At 34.3% G+C, this 20,498-nt stretch carries 18 protein-coding genes, 2 tRNA genes and 1 pseudogene; 14 read left to right on the top strand and 7 right to left on the bottom strand.

All coding sequences use genetic code 11. From position 1 onward, the window contains the following. Positions 1–49: 49 nt before the first annotated feature. The 6 genes and pseudogenes from B5E95_RS00105 (at position 50) to B5E95_RS00080 (ending at position 5,649) form a co-directional block, all read left to right on the top strand. Positions 50–927 (top strand): annotated as a pseudogene (locus tag B5E95_RS00105) (DUF3737 family protein). 8 nt (positions 928–935) lie between these two features. Further along, a complete protein-coding gene (locus B5E95_RS00100; RefSeq protein WP_087235346.1) occupies positions 936–1,985 on the top strand; it encodes a MalY/PatB family protein in 1,050 nt (349 codons plus the stop codon). Between the two features lie 92 nt (positions 1,986–2,077). Next, positions 2,078–3,043 carry a mannose-6-phosphate isomerase, class I gene (manA, locus tag B5E95_RS00095; RefSeq protein WP_087235345.1) on the top strand — a complete coding sequence of 322 codons (966 nt, stop codon included), beginning with the start codon at positions 2,078–2,080 and terminating at the stop codon, positions 3,041–3,043. 34 nt (positions 3,044–3,077) lie between these two features. Continuing rightward, positions 3,078–3,470, top strand: coding sequence for an SdpI family protein (locus B5E95_RS00090; RefSeq protein WP_087235344.1), 393 nt, complete (start codon positions 3,078–3,080; stop codon positions 3,468–3,470). Beyond that, entirely contained in the window at positions 3,470–4,192 is a 723-nt protein-coding gene (locus B5E95_RS00085) for a response regulator transcription factor (protein WP_025005110.1), read from the top strand. Before B5E95_RS00090 ends, B5E95_RS00085 begins: the two co-directional genes overlap by 1 nt. Continuing rightward, positions 4,192–5,649 carry a sensor histidine kinase gene (locus B5E95_RS00080; protein WP_087175738.1) on the top strand — a complete coding sequence of 486 codons (1,458 nt, stop codon included), beginning with the start codon at positions 4,192–4,194 and terminating at the stop codon, positions 5,647–5,649. The genes B5E95_RS00085 and B5E95_RS00080 overlap by 1 nt, the downstream gene beginning before the upstream one ends. Before the next feature lie 51 nt (positions 5,650–5,700). Here the strand turns inward: B5E95_RS00080 and B5E95_RS00075 are convergent, their stop codons facing one another. Beyond that, on the bottom strand, positions 5,701–7,902 hold the full coding sequence (locus B5E95_RS00075) for an LTA synthase family protein (protein ID WP_087235343.1): 2,202 nt from the start codon (positions 7,900–7,902) through the stop codon (positions 5,701–5,703). 124 nt (positions 7,903–8,026) lie between these two features. On the opposite strand from B5E95_RS00075, the gene B5E95_RS00070 reads away from it, so the two are divergent. The 3 genes from B5E95_RS00070 (at position 8,027) to B5E95_RS00060 (ending at position 11,565) form a co-directional block, all read left to right on the top strand. Next, the gene (locus B5E95_RS00070; protein WP_087235342.1) at positions 8,027–8,641 is read left to right on the top strand and encodes a VanZ family protein; all 615 of its coding nucleotides are present in this window, start codon (positions 8,027–8,029) and stop codon (positions 8,639–8,641) included. A gap of 76 nt (positions 8,642–8,717) precedes the next feature. After that, positions 8,718–10,058 carry a glucose-6-phosphate isomerase gene (locus tag B5E95_RS00065; RefSeq protein ID WP_087235341.1) on the top strand — a complete coding sequence of 447 codons (1,341 nt, stop codon included), beginning with the start codon at positions 8,718–8,720 and terminating at the stop codon, positions 10,056–10,058. Between the two features lie 127 nt (positions 10,059–10,185). After that, positions 10,186–11,565: an MFS transporter gene (locus tag B5E95_RS00060; RefSeq protein WP_087235340.1), complete on the top strand. Its 1,380-nt coding sequence runs from the start codon at positions 10,186–10,188 to the stop codon at positions 11,563–11,565. A 97-nt stretch (positions 11,566–11,662) separates the two neighbouring features. Here B5E95_RS00060 and B5E95_RS00055 read toward each other — a convergent pair whose 3' ends face one another. Continuing rightward, positions 11,663–12,676 carry a serine hydrolase domain-containing protein gene (locus tag B5E95_RS00055; RefSeq protein ID WP_087175743.1) on the bottom strand — a complete coding sequence of 338 codons (1,014 nt, stop codon included), beginning with the start codon at positions 12,674–12,676 and terminating at the stop codon, positions 11,663–11,665. 80 nt (positions 12,677–12,756) lie between these two features. On the opposite strand from B5E95_RS00055, the gene B5E95_RS00050 reads away from it, so the two are divergent. The 3 genes from B5E95_RS00050 (at position 12,757) to B5E95_RS00040 (ending at position 13,618) form a co-directional block, all read left to right on the top strand. After that, positions 12,757–12,828: transfer RNA gene (locus tag B5E95_RS00050), tRNA-Glu, on the top strand. A 5-nt stretch (positions 12,829–12,833) separates the two neighbouring features. Next, positions 12,834–12,906 (top strand) — tRNA-Gln (locus B5E95_RS00045). A 340-nt stretch (positions 12,907–13,246) separates the two neighbouring features. Continuing rightward, positions 13,247–13,618 carry a hypothetical protein gene (locus B5E95_RS00040; protein WP_087235339.1) on the top strand — a complete coding sequence of 124 codons (372 nt, stop codon included), beginning with the start codon at positions 13,247–13,249 and terminating at the stop codon, positions 13,616–13,618. 1,136 nt (positions 13,619–14,754) lie between these two features. On the opposite strand, the gene B5E95_RS00035 is transcribed toward B5E95_RS00040, so the two are convergent. The 5 genes from B5E95_RS00035 to B5E95_RS00015 form a co-directional block, all read right to left on the bottom strand. Further along, positions 14,755–17,151, bottom strand: coding sequence for a phage/plasmid primase, P4 family (locus B5E95_RS00035; protein WP_241146298.1), 2,397 nt, complete (start codon positions 17,149–17,151; stop codon positions 14,755–14,757). 207 nt (positions 17,152–17,358) lie between these two features. After that, on the bottom strand, positions 17,359–17,634 hold the full coding sequence (locus tag B5E95_RS00030) for a terminase small subunit (protein WP_162606854.1): 276 nt from the start codon (positions 17,632–17,634) through the stop codon (positions 17,359–17,361). A gap of 2 nt (positions 17,635–17,636) precedes the next feature. After that, complete coding sequence (locus B5E95_RS00025; RefSeq protein ID WP_087235338.1) at positions 17,637–17,861, bottom strand: hypothetical protein; 225 nt, start codon at positions 17,859–17,861, stop codon at positions 17,637–17,639. 3 nt (positions 17,862–17,864) lie between these two features. Then, positions 17,865–18,083 carry a hypothetical protein gene (locus B5E95_RS00020; RefSeq protein WP_087235337.1) on the bottom strand — a complete coding sequence of 73 codons (219 nt, stop codon included), beginning with the start codon at positions 18,081–18,083 and terminating at the stop codon, positions 17,865–17,867. Then, entirely contained in the window at positions 18,076–18,279 is a 204-nt protein-coding gene (locus B5E95_RS00015; RefSeq protein WP_087235336.1) for a helix-turn-helix domain-containing protein, read from the bottom strand. Before B5E95_RS00015 ends, B5E95_RS00020 begins: the two co-directional genes overlap by 8 nt. A gap of 124 nt (positions 18,280–18,403) precedes the next feature. Here B5E95_RS00015 and B5E95_RS00010 point away from each other — a divergent pair, with 124 nt between their 5' ends. Both B5E95_RS00010 and B5E95_RS00005 read left to right on the top strand, forming a co-directional pair. Beyond that, entirely contained in the window at positions 18,404–18,937 is a 534-nt protein-coding gene (locus B5E95_RS00010) for a helix-turn-helix domain-containing protein (RefSeq protein ID WP_087235335.1), read from the top strand. Between the two features lie 165 nt (positions 18,938–19,102). Then, positions 19,103–20,260 carry a site-specific integrase gene (locus B5E95_RS00005; protein WP_087235334.1) on the top strand — a complete coding sequence of 386 codons (1,158 nt, stop codon included), beginning with the start codon at positions 19,103–19,105 and terminating at the stop codon, positions 20,258–20,260. Positions 20,261–20,498: the final 238 nt, after the last annotated feature.

The following is a 20,498-nucleotide window of genomic DNA, read 5'->3' as shown; positions in this document are numbered from 1 at the left end:
TTATAATGGAACCTAAAGAAAACTGTTTTTACAGATAATAGGTGAGCGAATGATTAAATACAAAAATAAATACTTTGAAGGGGAAAGAATACTTTATGGCATTAATGATGCATTACCTTTGGTCATGGTGAATCTCCTTTAAAGGAGGTAAATAATGTCAGATTAAAAGATTCAATTTTTACATGGAAGTATCCATTATGGTATGACGATCATGTAGAAGTAGAAAATACTACCTTTGAAATAATGTCTAGGAGTGGAATTTGGTATACTAAAAACATTTCTATTAAGAATAGTGCTTTACAAGCGCCTAAACTATTTAGAAGAGCAAGTCATATTAGATTGGACAATGTTCATTTTGCCAATGCAGAAGAAACGATGTGGACTTGTAATGATATTAGAATTACTAATTCACAAATTAATGGCGACTATTTTGGCAAGGATAGCAAGAATATATATCTAGATCACGTGAGTATAGTTGGTAATTATGTTTTTGATGGTGCTGAAAATATTGAGGTTCACAATTCAACTTTTGTCTCTAAAGATGCTTTTTGGAATTGTAAAAATGTGACTATCTATGATTCAACAATTGATGGTGAGTATCTAGCTTGGAATACTGAGAATATTAAATTCATTAATTGTAAAATCGAAAGTGATCAAGGATTAAATCATATTGATCATCTTGAAATTAAAAATAGTTCACTTATTCATACTGATTTAGCTTTTGAATATGTTTCAGATATGGATGTAGAAGTGACTAGTAAAATTGATAGTGTTAAAAATCCCGTGTCAGGTAAAATTGTAGCGCCAGAAATTGGAATTTTAATTATGGATTCAAATAAGATTGATCCTGAAAAAACGAAAATCAATTGTCCAAAGATAATTTCAAAGGTAAAGCATTCAGATAATAATCAAAAACCAAAGGATTAGTGATAATAATGGAATATGATTTTAAAAATGCACCTGATCGTAGTCATACGGATTCAGTAAAGTGGGATGTTAAGCCAGGTGAATTACCGATGTGGATTGCCGACATGGATTTTAAAACAGCACCGGAAATCATTAAGGCAATGAAAGAAAAAGTTTCATTAGGTGCCTTTGGTTATGAGTGGCCACAAGCTGATTATTTTAATGCGGTAGCGGATTGGTATGAAATAGAACATGGATATCGTCCGCAAACCAATTGGATGATCTTTACCACGGGAGTTGTGCCCGCGATTTCATCGATTGTGCGGCGTGTTTCGCACATTGGCGATAATGTTCTAGTTCAAGAACCTGTTTACAATATTTTTTACAACTCTATTTTGAATAATGGGCGCCATGTTTTATCAAGTAATTTAGTGTTTGATGGTGAACATTACAGCATTGATTGGACAGATTTAGAAGAAAAATTAGCTGATCCACTCACTACGTTAATGATTTTCTGTAATCCTCACAATCCTATTGGTAAGGTTTGGACTAAAGCAGAAGTTCAAAAAATTGCACAATTATGTCAAAAACACCATGTGGCTTTGCTTTCGGATGAGATTCATGGTGACTTAGTCAGAAAAGGACAGGGCTATACACCAGCATTTTCAATTGAAGCTAAAAGCAATGTGATTTCTTTGGTTTCACCAAGCAAGACTTTTAATGTGGCTGTACTTCATGCTGCTTATGAAGAGGGGCATGATTGGCTGAAGAAGTTAAAGCAACAGTTAAATGAGAATTTTGATTATGTCAGTCAGTTCATTCAAGAAAATGTTCCTGAGGTAAAAGTTGTCTCTGGGGATGCTACTTATTTGATGTGGATTAATGTACAGAAAGTGACTGATAATTCTGCAGATTTTGCTGCTTTTTTGAGAAAAGAGACAGGTCTAATTGTTTCAGCAGGTATTGTTTATCGCGGTAACGGACAAGATTTCATTCGGATAAATTTAGCCTGCCCATTAGCAATGGTAAAAGACGGAATGAAGCGATTGGTAGAAGGAATCCGTAAGTATAGCAAATAGGTTTACATGTAAACAAAAAGGTAGATATATAATTAAGAAAAGGGTTTCATTTTTATAGCCTCAAAGTATATACTTTATGTGAGGTGATTTAAATGGAACCATTATTTTTAACCCCGTATTTTAGACCAAAGATTTGGGGCGGACGCAAATTAGATGATATTTTTCACTATGATATTCCAGAAGGAGAAGTCGGTGAGGCTTGGATTATTTCTGGCTATAAGGATGATGCTTCAGTAGTAACTGAAGGTCCACTTAAGGGCATGTCTTTAAGAGATGTTTATTTAAAACATCCAGAATTATTTGGTAATCCTAAGGCTAAGGAATTTCCACTTTTGGTTAAGTTCTTGGATGCCAATGATAATTTATCAGTGCAAGTACACCCAGATGATGATTATGCTAGAAAAGTAGAAAATGATTCCGGCAAGACTGAAAGCTGGTACGTCATGCAAGCAGACCCAGGTGCCTACATTATTTATGGTCATTATGCTAAGACTCGTGAAGAATTAGCTGATATGATCCATAAGGGTGAATGGGACAAGTTGCTCAGAAAAGTTCCAGTTAAGGCTGGCGACTTTTTCTACGTTCCAGCAGGTACAATCCATGCTTTGACTAAGGGTTGCTTGGTAATTGAAACTCAACAATCAAGTGATGTTACTTACCGTCTTTACGATTATGATCGAGTAGACAAGAAGACCGGTAAAAAGCGTGAACTTCATACGCAAAAATCAATTGATGTAACTACTGTACCTCATGTTGATCCTAAGCTTGATATTAAGACCAGCAAGGATCAAGATGCAGAAATTAAGACTTTGGTAGAATCACCAATTTCACCACACTTCTACTTATGGCAAATTGACCTTGATGGTACTTGGAAAACAGGGTTAAAGGATCATCCATATCTTTTAGTTTCAGTCATTAAAGGCGAAGGAAAACTTGAAGCTGATGGCAAAACATATGATTTGAAATTAGGAACTAATTTAATTATTCCAAATGAGATGAAGAAATTCACTTTCACTGGTAAAATGAGAATAGTTATGTCTGCACCTGGTGAGGAATAACCGTTTATTTTATCAGATTTAGGAGTGAGAAATTGTGATCTATGTCGCTTGTGGTTCAATAATGGCAGTGATTGGAATTATTTGGTTGATTTCACCAGCCAAGAAGCCTAATCGGATTTATGGCTATTTATCTTATCTAGCGCAAGTTAACAAGGATAGTTTTAAGTTTGCTCAAAGAAGGGCAAGTTTATATTGTATTTTATTCGGCTTGATTCAAGTCGTAATAGGGTTAGTTATTCACTATTTGAATTGGGATCGCTATTTTCTCATTTGGCTATTAACTTTTTATTTATTTATCTTATTGCCAATTGTCTTTACTGAAAAAAGTCTCAAATCTTTTTTAAGTAAAAGACATGAATTGCCACATGACTATGTCGATCCCGATCAAGTAAAACGTCAAAGAACAAAAGGATTTAGGGATCGATAATGAGTTTGAGAATCTTAATGGTTGAAGATGACAGTTCTGTCGCTGAAATGATGGGAATGTTTTTCAAAAAAGAAGGTTGGCAGCAAGATATCGCTGTCGACGGTGTCGAAGCCGTCGATATGTTTAAAGAAAATGCAGATAAGTATGATTTGATTACATTAGATCTGAATTTGCCAAAAAAAGATGGGATTCAGGTTGCTAAGGAAGTAAGGGCTATTTCTCCTACTGTTCCAATTATCATGCTTACTGCTAGGGGCAGTGAATCAGATCAAGTTCTGGGATTAGGAATTGGTGCTGATGAATATGTGACTAAGCCATTTAGTCCAATTGCCCTGATTGCACGAATTAAGGCCCTTCATCGTCGTGTGATGATGGAAGAAGATGTTCAAACGCAAGAAAATACTAATCAGGAATATGAAATTCAAACACCTCATCTAAAAATTTCTAAGGATAGACGAGAAGTTTTGTTTGATGATCAACCGGTAGTTGATTTAACACCTAAGGAATTTGATTTACTGTATACGATGGCTCAAAAGCCTAAGCAAGTATTTTCACGTGATCAGCTATTAGAGTTAGTATGGGGATATGAGTATTATGGTGAAGAACGAACCGTTGATGCTCATATTAAAAAATTGCGGCAAAAATTAGAAAAAGTTGGCGCCAAAGTTATTCAAACAGTCTGGGGTGTCGGCTATAAGTTTGACGATTCGCAGGTCAAATAATGAAATTAATTTATCAGAACATGCTGGGCTTTCTTTTGATTATCGTAACCACGATTTCCATTATTGGTTATTCAGAAATCGGATATGCCCGTAATCAGGCTTACATGCAAAATTATCAACGAATGGAAAGTTATGCTAATTCGTTGGGAGAATTAGCTGAAACGGATGGCAAAAACGGCACAGCTTTACTAAATGATAATTTCTTGAATCAATTAGAATTTGTATTGCGTGGAGATGACGTTCATCTACGTATTTTTGATGATAAAAATACGCAAATTTATCCTCGGGTCAATGCCAAAGTTCAATTGTCTGATAAGATTTTTTCTACTTTGCAAAATGGACAAGAGATTCGCATCCAGAATAACCATACTGAAAATTCCCCAATTGGTTCAACTAAGGACGCATATACTGGTGTCTTAGTCCCCTGGATGAATGGAAAAAATTTGGTTGGTATAGCGTGGATTAGTTCTAGGGTAAAACATGTTGAGCGACCAATATATATGGCTAAGCGCAATTTATTGCGGGCTTTGTTAATCACTGTAGCAGTTGGACTTATTCTTAGCTTTATCATTTCATATTATTCAACTAAACGAATCAAACGGTTGTCTCGGGCAACGCAAAAAGTTGCCTCAGGAAACTTCAATGTACAGATCGCTCATAAAGACAGTGATGAAATTGATCAGCTGGCTGAAAACTTTAATAAAATGGTTAAGGCACTTAAGCAATCAAATGAAGAAGTTAGGGCACAAGAAAAGCGGCGTGATCAATTTATGGCTGATGCAGCTCATGAAATGCGAACACCTTTGACAACTATTAATGGCATTCTGGAGGGCTTGCAGTATGACGCCATTCCGGAAGAATCTAAGCCTAAGTCTATTGATTTAATGCAACGTGAGACTAAACGTTTAATTAGGTTAGTTAATGAAAATTTGGATTATGAAAAAATCCGTAATAATCAGATCATGTTGATTAAAACAGATTTTGATGCAATGCCAATTCTGCATGACTTAAAGTCACAGTTAAAACAAAATGCTCAAAAGGCTAAAGACGAAATTAGTGTTGCTGGTCCAGAAAAATTGCCAATTTATGCAGATCGTGATCGATTTACGCAGGTGATGGTCAACTTGGTTCAAAATGCCATTCAATTTACGCATGATGGTCACATTCAAATTTCTGGTAAAAGATTGGAACATGCTAGTGAAATATCTGTCAAGGATGATGGTATCGGCATGAGTAAAGACCAAACTAAGTTTATCTTTGAACGCTTTTTCAAGGCTGATCCATCAAGAGCGAGGATGGGCACAGGCGAATCTGGGTTAGGATTGGCCATTGTTTCCTCATTGATTAAACAGCACGGTGGTAAAGTAAAAGTGGCTTCTGCACTTGGCAAAGGATCAACATTTACGGTTATCTTTTATGATAAAGGCTATGAACAATTTATAAGCAAAGATGAATAGAAAAAGGCATTCAGCTGCAATTTTATACAGCTGAATGCCTTTTAATTTTCTTTAGTTTTTATCACTTTTTTCTGTGCTACTTTTATTTTGCTCGGTTAATTGATTCTTAAGTACTTCTTCTGGCACTTTAGTAATATCTTTTTCACGATTGTGCAATTCAGAAGCATCAGTCTTATAGAGCTTGGTTGTAGAACGGTTATGATTTTCACTGTAAAGTGAAGTAGAACTATCTGCTAGGCCTTGTCTGATTGAGATCATCTTTTGATAATTAGTAGAGTAATTAAACTGAGTTGGATCAACCGGTACAAAACCTGTTGGAGTGTAAAACCGTAGTAAATTATGATTATTAAGCAAATCAGAATAATGAAGAGAATCTTTAGCTTTTTTAGCTAAAGCGGTAATTTCTTTCTTTTCCTGCGGGCTAAAATTAATAATTTGTCTACCGTTAATTCGGTTGTAAACTGTTCCTTTTATTCCCTTGCCTCCAACGATAATATATTTGGAGCTGACAATAGTACCATTTCTAAAGACGATCCAATCTTGTCTATGAGGAGAAAGCATGTCGCTACCAAATTGAACATAGCCCTTATTACTGATTCCAAGTAGGTGAAGCAAGGTTGGAAGAACGTCGATTTCGCCAGCAATTTCGTGACTGATTTTTCCTTTTAAATTATCAGCGTGAATCATGAATGGAACTTTTTGCATTTGCACATTGTTATATGTGTTCCAAGTATCAGCACTTTCATTAATAATTGGAGCTAAGGTTTCATTTTCGGAATTACTTAATCCATAGTGATCACCATAGATTACTATCATACTATTTTTATAGAGGCCAGAAGCTTTTAGATAGTTGAAAAATTCATGAACTGCTTCGTCTAAGTAATGAGCAGTTTCAAAATAGTTGTTAATAGTTTGATCGCTCGTTTTAGTGGTCTTAAAGTTAGGATCGCGATCATCTTTATCTAGATCAAATGGAATATGGTTAGTAACAGTAATGAATTTTGCATAAAATGGCTGTTGCATTTGTTCTAGGTACTTGATGCTCTCGGCAAACAACAGCTTATCTTTTAAACCGTAACCAATATTGTCTTTATTTTGTGTACTGAAATAATTCTTATCAAAGAAATAGTTATAGCCCATATTTTTATAGACATCATTTCTATTCCAGAAAGTACCGACATTCCCGTGGAATACAGCAGAAGTATACCCATCTTGACGCAGAATTTGGGGAGCTGCCTGGAACGTATTCTCAGAACCAAGTGAAGTGAATAATGATCCATCTGAAATCCCATATGTACTGGTTTCTAACATGTTTTCAGCATCACTAGTTCTACCTAAACCAACTTGATGATAAAAGTTATCAAAACTCAAAGTATGTTTATTTCGATAAAGTGAATTTAAAAACGGTGTCACTTCTTTGCCATTAACCTTAAGGTTAATTAAAAACTGTTGAAAACTTTCCAAGTGAATGACAATTACGTTTTTATTTTTCTCTACGCCAAAATATGCGGATGAGGGAGCAGAATGAATCTTATTGGTAAAATTCAAAATCTCATTTAGATCTGAAGCATTAGCATTTTTGGTTACCTGAACGTTTTGTGCGCTCTTGAAACCATCATAAGCAGTAAAAGTATCAATTCCCAAATATTTCACTACATAAGAACGGTCAAAGGTATTTCTTAAAAGGCGTGGACGGGAAATCTCAGCCAGAAAGATGTTCAAAGTAGTAATCAATGCTCCAACTGAAGTAATAGCGATGGGAGTTGACAGCCCGTATGATTTTTGATCGATTCGTATTTTATGAATAACCAAAAGGATGATGATAATGATAAGGTCAATCCAAATTAAGATGTCGGTAGGGTGGAGTAAAGCAACAGTACTTTTACCCAAGCCTTGGGAGACCTTGCCAGCATTAGTCATTGTTTTAATGGTTAAAAAATCAGTAAATTGCCGGTAGTAGATAATGTTTGCAAATAGCAAAGCAGTATTTGCAAAATCCATGATTAACATGGCGATATAGGAAATAATAGGTTTAGGGATGTAAAAGCCAATACTAATCAAAATTACAGCAGTCCCAATCGGGCTGAGCCACATGATAACGTGCTGGTAAGGATCCGATAAACCTAAATTAAAGTCGAAATAAGCGGCAAAAATGTATTTTATCCAAAACCAAAATACCAAAAGAACCAAAAATCCAGTTCTTGTTTGAATAAAATTGCTAATTTTCTTTTTCATATTTTTCTCCTTTAACATCTTTTAATTTTAAAGGTTCCTTCTGCTTAAAACAACGATTTATCAAGAGTTATGCATTTTTTAATAATTACCTTTTGAAAAAATGGTTATAATCTAGAAGGAATAATTTAGAAAGAGGCAAAGCATGCTGTTTTTCGGCCCACTTTATAATTTTTTAGCAGAACGTTATGCGACTAGTATTAATCATTTTGCATTAGTTAAATTAACTTTTTTAGCATTAGATAAAACCTTCTTTTACTTTCTTATTTTTGCGGTTTTACGGTTGATCTGGCTTCTTTTTGTTAGAAGAAGACGATCAATTAAATCGGAAGTTAGTGTTTGGATTTTTGCATTTTATCTAATTTTGATTTTAATGTTGACAACGTTCAGAGATACTTATTTTCCATGGCAACTTGTGTTTAATTTTAATAGGCCGTTGAGTGATGTTAATTTAGTTTTTATGAAGGAAACGTGGAAATTAGTTTATGCGCCAAGCAGGTTAGATTTCTTTTACAATTCACTGGGCAATATTATGTGTTTTGTGCCGTTTGGAATATTATTTCCAATTGTTTTTTCAAAGAAGCAATCATTTTTTAAAACTATTTTGATGGGGATGCTGTTTTCAATTGTCATTGAAACATTGCAATTTTTATTATCAACTGGTGTTAGTGACATTGATGATGTCTTCTTTAATACGTGTGGTGCGATCTTAGGCTATTTGATTTATCTCTTTTTCAAAAAATTATGTATGCGCTTGTAAAATGATACTGGTATTCGATAAATAAGATTGTTAAAATAAGGATGTGAAATTTTTATAATAGTTAGGAAGCAGATTTATGAGTTTAATTAATTTTGATAGTAGTAAGTTAACGCCATTTGTTCATGAAAATGAATTAGGCGAAATGCAAGCTATGGTAAATGCTGCTAACACTGAACTCCGTGATGGTACTGGTGCTGGCAATGATTTCCGTGGTTGGCTTGACTTGCCAGTAGATTACGACAAAGACGAATTTGCTCGTATCAAGAAGGCTGCCAAGAAGATCCAAAATGATTCAGAAGTTTTGGTCTGCATCGGTATTGGTGGTTCATACCTTGGTGCTCAAGCTGCAATTGAATTTTTGAACAGCAACTTCTACGGCAAGGAAAAGACAGACATGCCAACTGTTGTTTTCTGTGGTAACTCACTTTCAGGTTCATACCTTTACGACTTGATTGAATGGGTAGGCGACAAGGACTTTAGTATTAACGTAATTTCTAAGTCAGGTACTACTACTGAACCATCAGTAGCATTCAGAATCTTCAAGGATAAGTTGATCAAGAAGTACGGTAAGGAAGAAGCTGCTAAGCGTATTTACGCAACTACTGACCGTCAAAAGGGTGCTTTGAAGACTGAAGCTGACGCAGAAGGTTACGAAGAATTCGTAGTTCCAGATGATATTGGTGGTCGTTACAGTGTTCTTACTGCTGTTGGTTTACTTCCAATTGCTGCTGCAGGTGCTGACATCGATGCTTTGATGAAGGGTGCTGCAGATGCTCGTGCAGATTACACTGATACTGATGTTCACAAGAACTCACCATACCAATACGCTGCTCTTCGTAACATCCTTTACCGCAAGGGTTACACTACTGAAATTGTTGAAAACTATGAACCAAATCTTAGAATGTTCGGTGAATGGTGCAAGCAATTGATGGGTGAATCAGAAGGTAAGGACAACAAGGGTATTTGGCCATCAAGTGCTAACTTCACTACTGACTTACACTCACTTGGTCAATACATTCAAGAAGGTCTTCGTAACTTATTTGAAACTGTTATCCGTGTTGAAAAACCACGTCACGATGTTAAGATTCCTGGCGATGAAAAGAACTTGGATCAACTTAACTTCTTGGAAGGCAAGAGCTTGAACTACGTAAACGATCGTGCTTACGAAGGTGTTGTTTTAGCCCACACTGACGGTGGCGTACCAGTTATGACTGTTAACATTCCAGATCAAACTGAACACACTCTTGGTTACATGATCTACTTCTTCGAATTAGCAATTGCTATTTCAGGTTACTTGAATGGTATTAACCCATTCAACCAACCAGGTGTTGAAGAATACAAGCGTAACATGTTTGGTCTTCTTAACAAGCCAGGTTACGAAAACTTACACGACGACTTAACTAAGCGTCTTAAATAATTAATTTTACTCAGCATATTTGATAGTATGCGGTTGAATATAGTTAGCATTAGCTAATTAAAGAAAGAGTAGAAACTTTTTTGAGGTTTCTACTCTTTTTGTTTGGAAGATTAAATTAGGGATCTGTATGAAAGAAAAAACTAAAAATATTTTAGCTGTTTTATCGGCAGCGTTTATGTCATTCGTGGGAATTTTGACAGAAACTAGTTTAAATGTAACTTTCCCTACGATGATGAAACAATTTAATGTAGCTCTAGATACTGTTCAATGGACTACTACAGGCTACCTTTTAACCATTGCAATTATTATGATCTGTTCATCGTATTTAAATGAACGCTTTACTGCTAAACAACTATTTGTAGTAGCTTGTGGTGGTTTTATGGTCGGCAGCGTAATTAGTGCGTTTGCGCCTAATTTTTCAATTTTGCTTTTAGGACGTTTAATCTCTGCATTAGGTGCAGGAATTAGTACACCGTTAATGTTTAATTTGGTTACCGAGATTATTCCACGCGACAAGTGGGGCGTTTATATGGGAATTGCTGGGTTAGTAGTCGCTATGGCTCCAACTTTAGGTCCTGCTTTTGGTGGAATTACTAATTTTTATCTATCTTGGCGCTGGATTTTTATTTTTGCGACTATCATTGCTTTGATTGTTTTCATCGCAGGTGTTCTAGTGATTGGCAAATATCATGAACAAGTTAAAAGCGATTTTGATTGGCTAGCGTTTATAATTTTAGCCAGCGCTTTTATTACGTTAACTGTGGGCGTTAATCAAATTAGTAAGGGAATCACCAATCCTCTATTTTGGCTTTTATTAATTGCAACGACTATTTTGATTTTGTTTTTTGTTAAATTATCTCAGAAATCAACCAAGAAGTTGCTTGATCTAGCTGTTTTTAAACAAAAGGCCTTTGTGTGGGGTGCCTTGGCATATTTCCTTTTACAGTTTAATAATATTGGTATCAGTTTTGTATTGCCAAATTACGTTCAAATTGTTGGGCATCAAAACTCTTTAATTGGTGGATTGATATTACTCCCCGGTAGTATTATCGCCGGTTTACTCAATCCTTATTTTGGCAGCTTGTATGATAAAAAGGGCGCTAAATTGCCACTTTACTTAGGTGGCAGTTTTATGATGCTTGGGTGCTTATTATTCATGATTTTTGGCTTGAATTTAAGTGTATTGATGATTGTCATTTTTTACGGCATCATGATGTTAGGGCATAGAATGTCCTTTAGCAATACTTTAGCAGAATCGCTTAAGGTAGAAAAAGGGGAATTGCGTGCGGATGCTACGGCTGTTTATCAAACTAGTCAACAATTAGCTGGCTCCGTTGGAACAACTATCTTGGCTGTGATTATATCTATCTGGCAAAAAAAGCCTAATATAACTTATTCATTAGGAACGGCTCAGGGAAGTCAAGCAGCATTTATTTTTACAGTGATCATTAGTTTAATTATTATCTTTAGTGATTGGAAAATGTTTAAAGCAGAAAATAATAATTAAGTAAGACAATTACTTTAAAATAAGTTATAATAGTATATGAATGATGAAATTTAGTGAGAGATAAAAAGGACGGCTGACACACAGTCGTCCTTTTTTCTTATATCTTGTTATTTTCTTTTAAAAAGCTACGGATAATTTTTTCTCGCATTGCAAGAAAAACCGTATTATGACCTGTAGGATGAATTCGATTGGTTAATAAAATTAAGCCTGATCGTTTAACGCGATCCAAAATCATTAATGTACCGGTAAAACCGGTGTGTAAAATGATTGGATAATGATTTTTAGGATCAAAGCGTAGATCCCAGCCCCAAGAGCGAGGCTTTACACCAGCTGGATTTTTATTATCAAAAAGCAGGCTAACAGTTTTTTGACTGTAAGGTAATATCTCTTTTTTTAGTCCGAGATAACCTTGACTGAAGGTGATTAAATCTTGCATGGTTGAGAAAAGTCCGGCGGAGCCGCAATCTGCACCTAATTGTCGTGCCTTAGGATCATGTGGGATGCCCTGTAAGACCTGTCCATCAACGATTGCAGTTGGTACACAAGCATCTTTTTTAGGTGAAAATGTGGTGTGAGTCAGCGGCATTTGGCTGAATACTTCTTGCGTGGCAACGTCTTGTACAGGTTGATTGAAAATCTTTTTGATAACCAAGCCTAATAAAATGAAGTTGGTATCTGCATAGCGCATTTTATGTTCAAACTCGTCAGTTACGGGTAAATTGATAATTGCTTTTAGTAATTCATCATGATCCAGTTCATCACGATGCGGAATCCAACCGCGAATACCACTGGTGTGAGTTAAAAGATGATAAAGACGAATACGCGAATCTTTAAATTCTGGGACAAACTCTTTTAAAGGCTCGGTAAAATTAAGCTTGCCTTGATCATAAAGCTTTAAAAGTACATTTTCAGTAGCTAAGACTTTAGTTAGACTAGCCAAGTCATATTCAGCAAATGGACTAAGTTGAGTCACGGTAGGGTAGATACTAGCAAATCCTGTCGTTGAGGTAAAGATTTGTTTATCTTTAATGAAAGTGTAGTTTACGCCCGGTACAACTCTTTCAAAGACCATTGATTCAATTAAATGTTGTGTTTTATTATAGTCTATCATTTTTCACCATCCACTCAATTATTATAGACAAAATGACTTGACAAGCATAGAAGAAAAAAGCATAATTATTAATGTTGACTCGCCCGTTGGTCAAATGGTTAAGACGCTACCCTCTCAAGGTGGAGTTATGAGTTCAATTCTCGTACGGGTGATTAATTGAGATATAGCCAAATTGGTAAGGCACAGGATTCTGGTTCCTGGATGTTTGGGTTCGAGCCCCAATATCTCAATAATAGGAAAATGTCTTAATGCTGAAAGCTTTAAAAGCCCAGTGTTAAGGCATTTTTGTTTTATGCGATTTTCTGAAATTAGGTGAAAATAAGCAAAATAATACAATATTCTAAGCAATATTTTTACTGGCATTTACTAGCACCAAAAAATATAAAATTGGTCTAATTGAAATTATTTTAGTGTGTAGGTGGGCTAATCTTAGATGTTTAGCCATGATATAATAAGCATGTATCATATTTATGTTAATAACCAATGAACCAACGATAAAAAGCGTTGGTTTTCTTTTTAGGCAAAATATAACTAAAAGGTATTGAATCAAGGCAAGGGTGAATATTAATTATGATTAAGCAAAATAAAGGCGTAAGAGATTTCTTTAAAAATGATTATCCTAAATTATATTTGTTGTCTGGTAGCCAGATACCCACCGATATTAATTTAGACGATAAAAGCCGTATTGGCTATTACTGTAATGTTCTAGCTGTAACATGGTTTGCCATCAATCAACTTGAAGACACGCCACAGCATCCCTATAGAACGATTATTGTAGAACATTGTATTAACCATGTAACTATAAAAGACATAGTAAATACGTATAAACACTGTGGAGATTGGGGAAGGAATAGGAAAAATGAAGCATTAAAAAAGTTTGCTGAAATATTTAAACAGGAACAGATTAAGAATAAGATCTATCCGCTGCTAGAATTTGAGTAAAAAAATAAGCACCAGTAATTAGGTTTACTAGTGCTTTTAGTATGCTGCCAGATTGATTTTAAGAGGGGCTAGGGCGGTTTTATTAGCGGTTTAGTATGACTATACTTAATAGTGCAAAAACGGTTCAGGCTTGAAATTTAATAGACAAGGTTAAAAGCCACGCCTTGCAAGGGATGAAACCAATTTTCTTGACTTGAAAAAAGCCCCGAAAACTGAACTTTTCTTAACCCGATTGAAACTTTCTAATTTAAATCCCGATTCGTTGATGACTGTTGCGACATAAAAGCCCCAAACCTGTAAAAACCTGAACTTAATTAATTGAAATAATGCTGTTATATCAAGTATTAAAAGAGTTGAGTAAGTGGCATACTTAACAAGTAAAAAAGGGGCTATTTTGCGTCATTTTGCGTCATTTAGAACCTGACAAAACCTGAATTTTACCAATTTCTCCCAATCAAAAAGCCCTTAAATGCTCGATCTTGTTAGATTGATAAATTGCAATATTTATTACTACAAAAAGTTAGCAAAAGTTAGCTAACCACAGACCACATTGAGTAAATCCGCTCTTGTTCAAAACAATAATGTAGTAGTTTGTAGTATTTATTTTAGTCAGTTCCATAAATAAATTTTAATCAATTCAATTTTGAAAAGCCCCTAAATACTTCAGAAGTATTTAAAAGATCAATGATGTCAATTTCATCTTTAGCTAGCCACTGCCTTCTTAACATAATGATAACAAAATAGGTGCATCCCTTGAATGTGGAATACACCTAATAATTAATATTTATTGCTAACCACCTCTATTGGCGTAGGGGTGGTCAGAATCCAAATTTGGATTTTGGCGGATTGTTTAATTCAAATATTGAGAGTGGACTTTTTAGTGTGTCCACAGGATTTTTTAAAAAATGCTGTAATCCGTTGGGACTGTAAGGCTAGACAAGTTGGACACAAAAAACGACTTTTTTATTTATCTTTTTATATATATTAGTATTTAGTAGGGTAACTTTATTTTTCTTACGCTATTATATATATTTTGTGTCTTTTAAGTCCAAAGTATAATAAATACAGTAATATCAAGGCTTGAGCATGGACACAAACTATTTATTTTTGTGTCTTTTTAGTTCCTTTGTGTCCTGTTAATACTTTGTGTCTTTTGTGTCTTTTGTGTCTTTTACGTCCATGTATGTTAAATTCATTGAATCAGTATTTAATTGAATGTTTAACCACACTTGTAATTTATGGTTACCTCTCATTCTTCTCCTTTGCTTAAATCCATGTTCACGCATTTTCTTATTGAAGTCTCTAAACGATTCAAGGCAAAAAATATTGTGCCCTGTGTTCTTGTACCATGTTCTATAAGCTTGGTAAGTAGTATCTTGGAATCTATAACCATTTTCATTAAGAATAACAATATCATTTACAAATTGTAAAAATGGTTCGCTGTCGATCTTATTTTCTTTTAGAATTGCATTGCTTTCTTCTGTGTGAACCATGACACCATCAATTTTTACATCTATAGCTGTTTTAACAATCCATTCCAGTAAATCCTTATTGTAAATATATTCATCTTTGATTTTTCGGTTGCTAGCATTTTCGGCATAATGTTTATTAAATTTGATTACCCGAATACGTCTATAGGTAGCATCGCTATTGTCTTTAAATTTTGGTAAATCATTTAATGATTGAACAATCAAACATGTGGGCTTGTAAGAGTAGGCTTTTTCATATTTATCATTAATAGGGATGCTATCCCCTGTGGATGCACTCTTAAAACGCTCGCTTGAATCAATAGGCTTGTTAGGGTCGTTATCATCGCCAATAACCAACGGCTTGTTTACAATGGTTGCCAGTATTGCATCTTTTTCAAATTCATTTAGCTTGATTGAAGCATAATTGCCTTCACCTGCAATATTTTCTAATAGTTGTTCAAATGTTCCTTTGCCTGCTGAACCATGTTTAGCATCAAGTAAGAATACAGCAGAATGATAGCTATAATTACTGTTAACCACAGCCTTAAATGTTTGCCAGATAAGTTTGATTTTGTCTTCTTTATTTTCTGCAATATCTTCATTAATCCATTTACTAAAACTCCAATTATCAAAGCGGGGCTCTTGAGCATCAGGATTATAATTTACAGCTATCTTAGATGTAAAAACATATTTAGGTGAGTAATTTAATAATTGGTGTTTTTGAGCATCAAAAATTCCATTGCCTAAAACATATAAATTAGAATTATTAGTTAAATATTTTCTTTTACCTTCGATTCTTAGCTTGGATTTAACTTCTTTAATATTTTTTTCTGTTATCTGTGGTTCAACGGTATTAATCAATTCTTCAATTAATAAATTATTTTTTTCATAAATACCAGATTCAGGATTATAAAAATATAATGCTGATTTTTGCCATTCATCTTGGTTATTACCAACAACAGCCCACAGAATATATTTTTCTAGGATTGAGGTAACACGTCTAAAATTGAGAATAGCCTTTTTTTTGGGGTGTCCATCTGCAACATTTTGTTCCTTAATTAATTGGCGCTGTTCTAGTCCCTCGTTACGCAAAATATTTTTTAACTGTTTGATTGTTGTATTTTCTTGATTAAATCCATAGACATTTTTAGCCGTTGTATCCCTAGAACTGTTAAAAGTTTCTATGGTGTCTGTAATTGCCTTATTTATGGTTCGCTGTCCATAGGTAGTGGCACCTCGTTTTTTATCCCATTTATCCCGCATTAACTTAGATTGCCTAAAAATAGCATCCATCTTTTTAGAATCCTTATTAGTCCAAAATGCAAGATAATCACATAGTGCTATATCTGCTTCACTTTGAGAGTTATAATCATATTCACCATTCATTAAATGCTTGATTTTTACACCATTTGAACTGGCAAGCATTTTATTAATGATTTCATCAATAGATAAATTATTACTGTTAGGGATGCTGTTCCTTGTTTCCACAGGGGTGTTATTTTGATTCTTCCCAACTGTGGACATATACAGCTCTCTTAAATTCTTTTTACTAATAAGTTTAATTTCTTTTTGCGTATTGAGAATGTTACCAGTTAAAGCAAAAAAACGTTCTTTCCCGTATATTTCATAGCTTCCACGCCTGTTATTATCAAAAGGGTATTTTCCTTTTACGATTGCATGAATACCTTTACCAGATTGCGAAACTTCTAAATAACTGTGTGCAATTAATCCATTCAACCAATATATAAGGTTGTTAGGATTAGTAGGATTATGTTTAAATTTTTCAATTTCTTCAGGAATATCATCTACATCAATTCCGATATAATCATTATTAAAGAAGAAACCTACGCCATCATAATTATTATTTTGTTTTAAAGCGTTTGAAGCTGTTTCAAAACTACACCATGTAGTAGAATCATTAGAGCTTGCGCCTTTGCCAGTAATAGGATTAATAGGAATTTTCCCTTTATGCTGTCCTTCTTTACGTGGAGGCTGAATTTTAAATACGCACCATTGTTTTAACTTTGTTAATTCTTTTGGAATGTTATTAATATTTGTTATCATAAAAAAATCCTTTCTAAATTCGACCTCCTATAAAATCAAGATCTGTATCAATTTCATCTAATGTATTATTAATTGCTTCAAGGTTTTTGTTTAACTTCTTTAGTTCCTGTATTAATTCCTTGTTCATGTTTTTACCTCCAAACGTTAAGCATTTAAGATTAATCTACCTGCACATATTAATACCGTCGTGAATTGCGATGGTATTTTTTATTTTGCCTTGATTGACGGCATCTCATGATCTTTAAGCCATTGAGTTATTGATTTTTTACCATAGAGTTTGCGACCGTCAATATTAGCCACTGGCATCCCTAAAGAAGCCCAATATGTAATCGTGGAATCAGCAACGCCAAAATATTTAGCAATTTCTTTACGGTTTAAGTAAGGCTTGCTTGATGTGGTGGCTTGCTTGATTGCATCCCTCACAACGTTAAGCACATAGGTTTTAATTTCTGTTTCTTGGTTTTCGTCTAGTTTGAACTCCATTGTTAACGCTCCTTAATTGATTTAGCATTGTCTGTTAAGTCGGTTGAATAATCAGCAAGTTCATTGGTTAAATGCTGCAGCATCTTTTTAGTACTCATAGGGTCGGACGGGTCATCTTCTGGTACATCTTCAATTAACTTAGACAATAATCCATAGCTAACAAATATTTGTTCTGCAATTCTGTTCATTTCATATAAAGCTTGATGCAATTTAATTTCATCGTTCACGGTTTAAGCCTCCTCGGGTTCAAAGTCGTCAAAATCATATTTACCACCTTGCAAGTCGTAGACGGTTTGGGCTAGTTCGTCCCTCATAACCTCTATATATCTTTCAGGAATCTTATTTCGTCCATATTCCATAATCGTACCGTCTACAAATGCACAATAGAGGTAGCCGTCCTTATACCAACGATTTACCACGTTTGAACCGTCTGCACTGTAATTAGTCATGGTTTACCACCGCCTTAGTGGGATGCACTGCTGCTGTGTGGGCTTGCATGAAATCATCAATAGCGGTTTTGCTAATGCGCTTAGAGTTACCAATAATAGTTACTGGTAAACCTTGTTTAATGTAATAATTTAGGGTTTTGTGTGATTTAACACCTAAATACTTCATAGCTTCTTTAAATGAAAAATATTCTGTCATAGTGTTTCTCCTTTTCCTACATTTGTTTACAAGTAATATAATATTCTACATTTGTAGGAAAGTAAAGAAAATAATAAACTTTTGTAGGAATATTTGCTATTATGTAATAAAGAGGTGAAAAACAATGACACAGAATAGAATTAAAGAATTGCGTAAAAAGGTTGGATTAAGTCAAGCACAACTAGCTAATAAAATTGGAATAAGTAATCAAATAATTAGCTTTTATGAAAATAATAAGCGTGAACCAAAAATAGAAACGTGGCAAGCATTAGCAAACTTCTTTGATGTAACAGTTCCATATTTACAAGGAATTGATGACAAACCGAATACAGGTTATTCAAAGGATTACATCTATAAACAGTTGGATGATGCTTACAAAGAAAAATGGAAAGACCCAACAGGTCAAATAATGGGCGGTGGTTTTGATAAAACAGTCGATGCTTATTTAAAACAAGCCAAAATAAAAAAGCCCTCCAAAATTGATAAAACTTTTTGGAAAACTAATTTTAATTTCTTATTTGATAATCCTAATATTAAGCGGCTGCTAACCACTAAAGACAAATACAACGATGATGATATTAAGTTATTACTTGAATATACTATCTTCTTAAACTTTACAACTATGAAGCAGATAATAGATTATTACAATAATAATTAATGCTGACATCGCAATTCTAAAGCCTTGTTCGTTCTGATTAGTTGTTAGTTGATTATCTTGCATCCCACAGAGGGGCGGTAAAATACAGACCCCACATATTCAATTCATGTTAAGCATTTAAGATTAGTCTACCTGCACACGTACTACTTAAAAGAGGTTATTAACATGAATAATGATATTAAGGAATACACCACGCCTAGTGGGAAAAAGCGTTATGGTTTTAATTTATATGTGGGTGTTGATGAAACAACAGGGCATTCAATTCAAATTAGAAAACAAGGCTATAAATCAAAACAAGAAGCACAAGAGGCATATTTAAACTATCAACTTAAAGTAGTTAAAGGCGAGTATATCCCAGAAAGCAAAGGACATATTACTTTTAATAAGCTTTATAAGATGTGGCTTAAGCTTTATCGTGAAACCGTTAAGACTAGCACATATGCTACTACTACGCGCTATTTTGACGACCATATTCTAAAGCAATTAGGTAACAAGTATATTGATAAATTAACCGTTTTAGACTGTCAGAAAGCCGTAAATATTTGGTTTAATGATGCGCCTAAGACTTATAAGCGGTTCATACGTTATACGAATAATGTTTTGAACTACGGCATCAATAATTTAGAACTGATTAGTAAGAATCCAATGAATAAGGTTATCCCACCTAAAGCTAAAAATAAGCCTAAACCATTCACCGACTTTTACTCTAAAGATGAATTAAACATCTTTCTAAGGGATGCAAAAGAATACAACTTCAAGTATTTTGTTTTCTTTAGGTTATTAGCTTATTCAGGAATGCGTAAAGGTGAGGCATTGGCGCTTAAATGGTCAGATATTAATTTCAAAGATAATACTATTAGTATTAATAAAGATGTAACAGTTGGTTTAAACAATGAATTGTATGAAGACACGCCTAAAACTGAAAATAGTTTCAGAACTTTAGATATGGATGCAGCCACAATGGAATATTTGAAAGAGTGGCGGTTAATGCAACAAAAGACCATGCTTAAATTAGGCTATAACTTCTTAAATAGTGATAATTTACTTTTTTCTACTATTAATAATGGTTATCTTTCAATGTCAAAACCACGGCAATGGAATGTGGCTATTTGTAAGAAGTACAAACTAAGAAGAATTAAGATTCACGGCTTTAGGCATACTCACGCTTCTTTATTATTTGAAGCTGGTGCATCAATGAATGAAGTTAAAGCACGTTTAGGACATGCGGATATTAACACGACCATGAATATTTATACCCACGTTACAGACGACCAGAAAAAGGATACAGCTAACAAACTTGTGCGTCTGTTAGAGGGTAAATAATCAATATTCTAAGCAATATTATTTTTTAGGTTTAAAAATACAGATATATCAAGGCGTTAAGACAATGTGATTCGAGCCCCAATATCTCAATAATAAAGAAAAGGTTTAAGCTATTTCAGCCAATGTCATTAAGTTAAGACATTGACAATTAATATTAGACTTTTAAAGCACTGATTTAACATTTAATTGGTTAAATTGGTGCTTTTTTCGTACAACAAATAAGGCATAGCACAGATTC

This window comes from Lactobacillus gallinarum (assembly GCF_002160635.1).
GTDB lineage: Bacteria > Bacillota > Bacilli > Lactobacillales > Lactobacillaceae > Lactobacillus > Lactobacillus gallinarum.
This window is presented reverse-complemented; position numbering and strand designations above follow the sequence as displayed.

Coding starts and splice junctions, on each gene's coding strand:
- B5E95_RS00015 (WP_087235336.1), bottom strand. CDS start 18,279: ATGACAGAATATTTTTCATTTAAAGAAGCTATGAAGTATTTAGGTGTT.
- B5E95_RS00005 (WP_087235334.1), top strand. CDS start 19,103: ATGAATAATGATATTAAGGAATACACCACGCCTAGTGGGAAAAAGCGT.
- B5E95_RS00100 (WP_087235346.1), top strand. CDS start 936: ATGGAATATGATTTTAAAAATGCACCTGATCGTAGTCATACGGATTCA.
- B5E95_RS00030 (WP_162606854.1), bottom strand. CDS start 17,634: ATGGAGTTCAAACTAGACGAAAACCAAGAAACAGAAATTAAAACCTAT.
- B5E95_RS00065 (WP_087235341.1), top strand. CDS start 8,718: ATGAGTTTAATTAATTTTGATAGTAGTAAGTTAACGCCATTTGTTCAT.
- manA (WP_087235345.1), top strand. CDS start 2,078: ATGGAACCATTATTTTTAACCCCGTATTTTAGACCAAAGATTTGGGGC.
- B5E95_RS00010 (WP_087235335.1), top strand. CDS start 18,404: ATGACACAGAATAGAATTAAAGAATTGCGTAAAAAGGTTGGATTAAGT.
- B5E95_RS00035 (WP_241146298.1), bottom strand. CDS start 17,151: ATGATAACAAATATTAATAACATTCCAAAAGAATTAACAAAGTTAAAA.
- B5E95_RS00060 (WP_087235340.1), top strand. CDS start 10,186: ATGAAAGAAAAAACTAAAAATATTTTAGCTGTTTTATCGGCAGCGTTT.
- B5E95_RS00040 (WP_087235339.1), top strand. CDS start 13,247: ATGATTAAGCAAAATAAAGGCGTAAGAGATTTCTTTAAAAATGATTAT.
- B5E95_RS00085 (WP_025005110.1), top strand. CDS start 3,470: ATGAGTTTGAGAATCTTAATGGTTGAAGATGACAGTTCTGTCGCTGAA.
- B5E95_RS00055 (WP_087175743.1), bottom strand. CDS start 12,676: ATGATAGACTATAATAAAACACAACATTTAATTGAATCAATGGTCTTT.
- B5E95_RS00075 (WP_087235343.1), bottom strand. CDS start 7,902: ATGTTAAAGGAGAAAAATATGAAAAAGAAAATTAGCAATTTTATTCAA.
- B5E95_RS00080 (WP_087175738.1), top strand. CDS start 4,192: ATGAAATTAATTTATCAGAACATGCTGGGCTTTCTTTTGATTATCGTA.
- B5E95_RS00070 (WP_087235342.1), top strand. CDS start 8,027: ATGCTGTTTTTCGGCCCACTTTATAATTTTTTAGCAGAACGTTATGCG.
- B5E95_RS00020 (WP_087235337.1), bottom strand. CDS start 18,083: ATGACTAATTACAGTGCAGACGGTTCAAACGTGGTAAATCGTTGGTAT.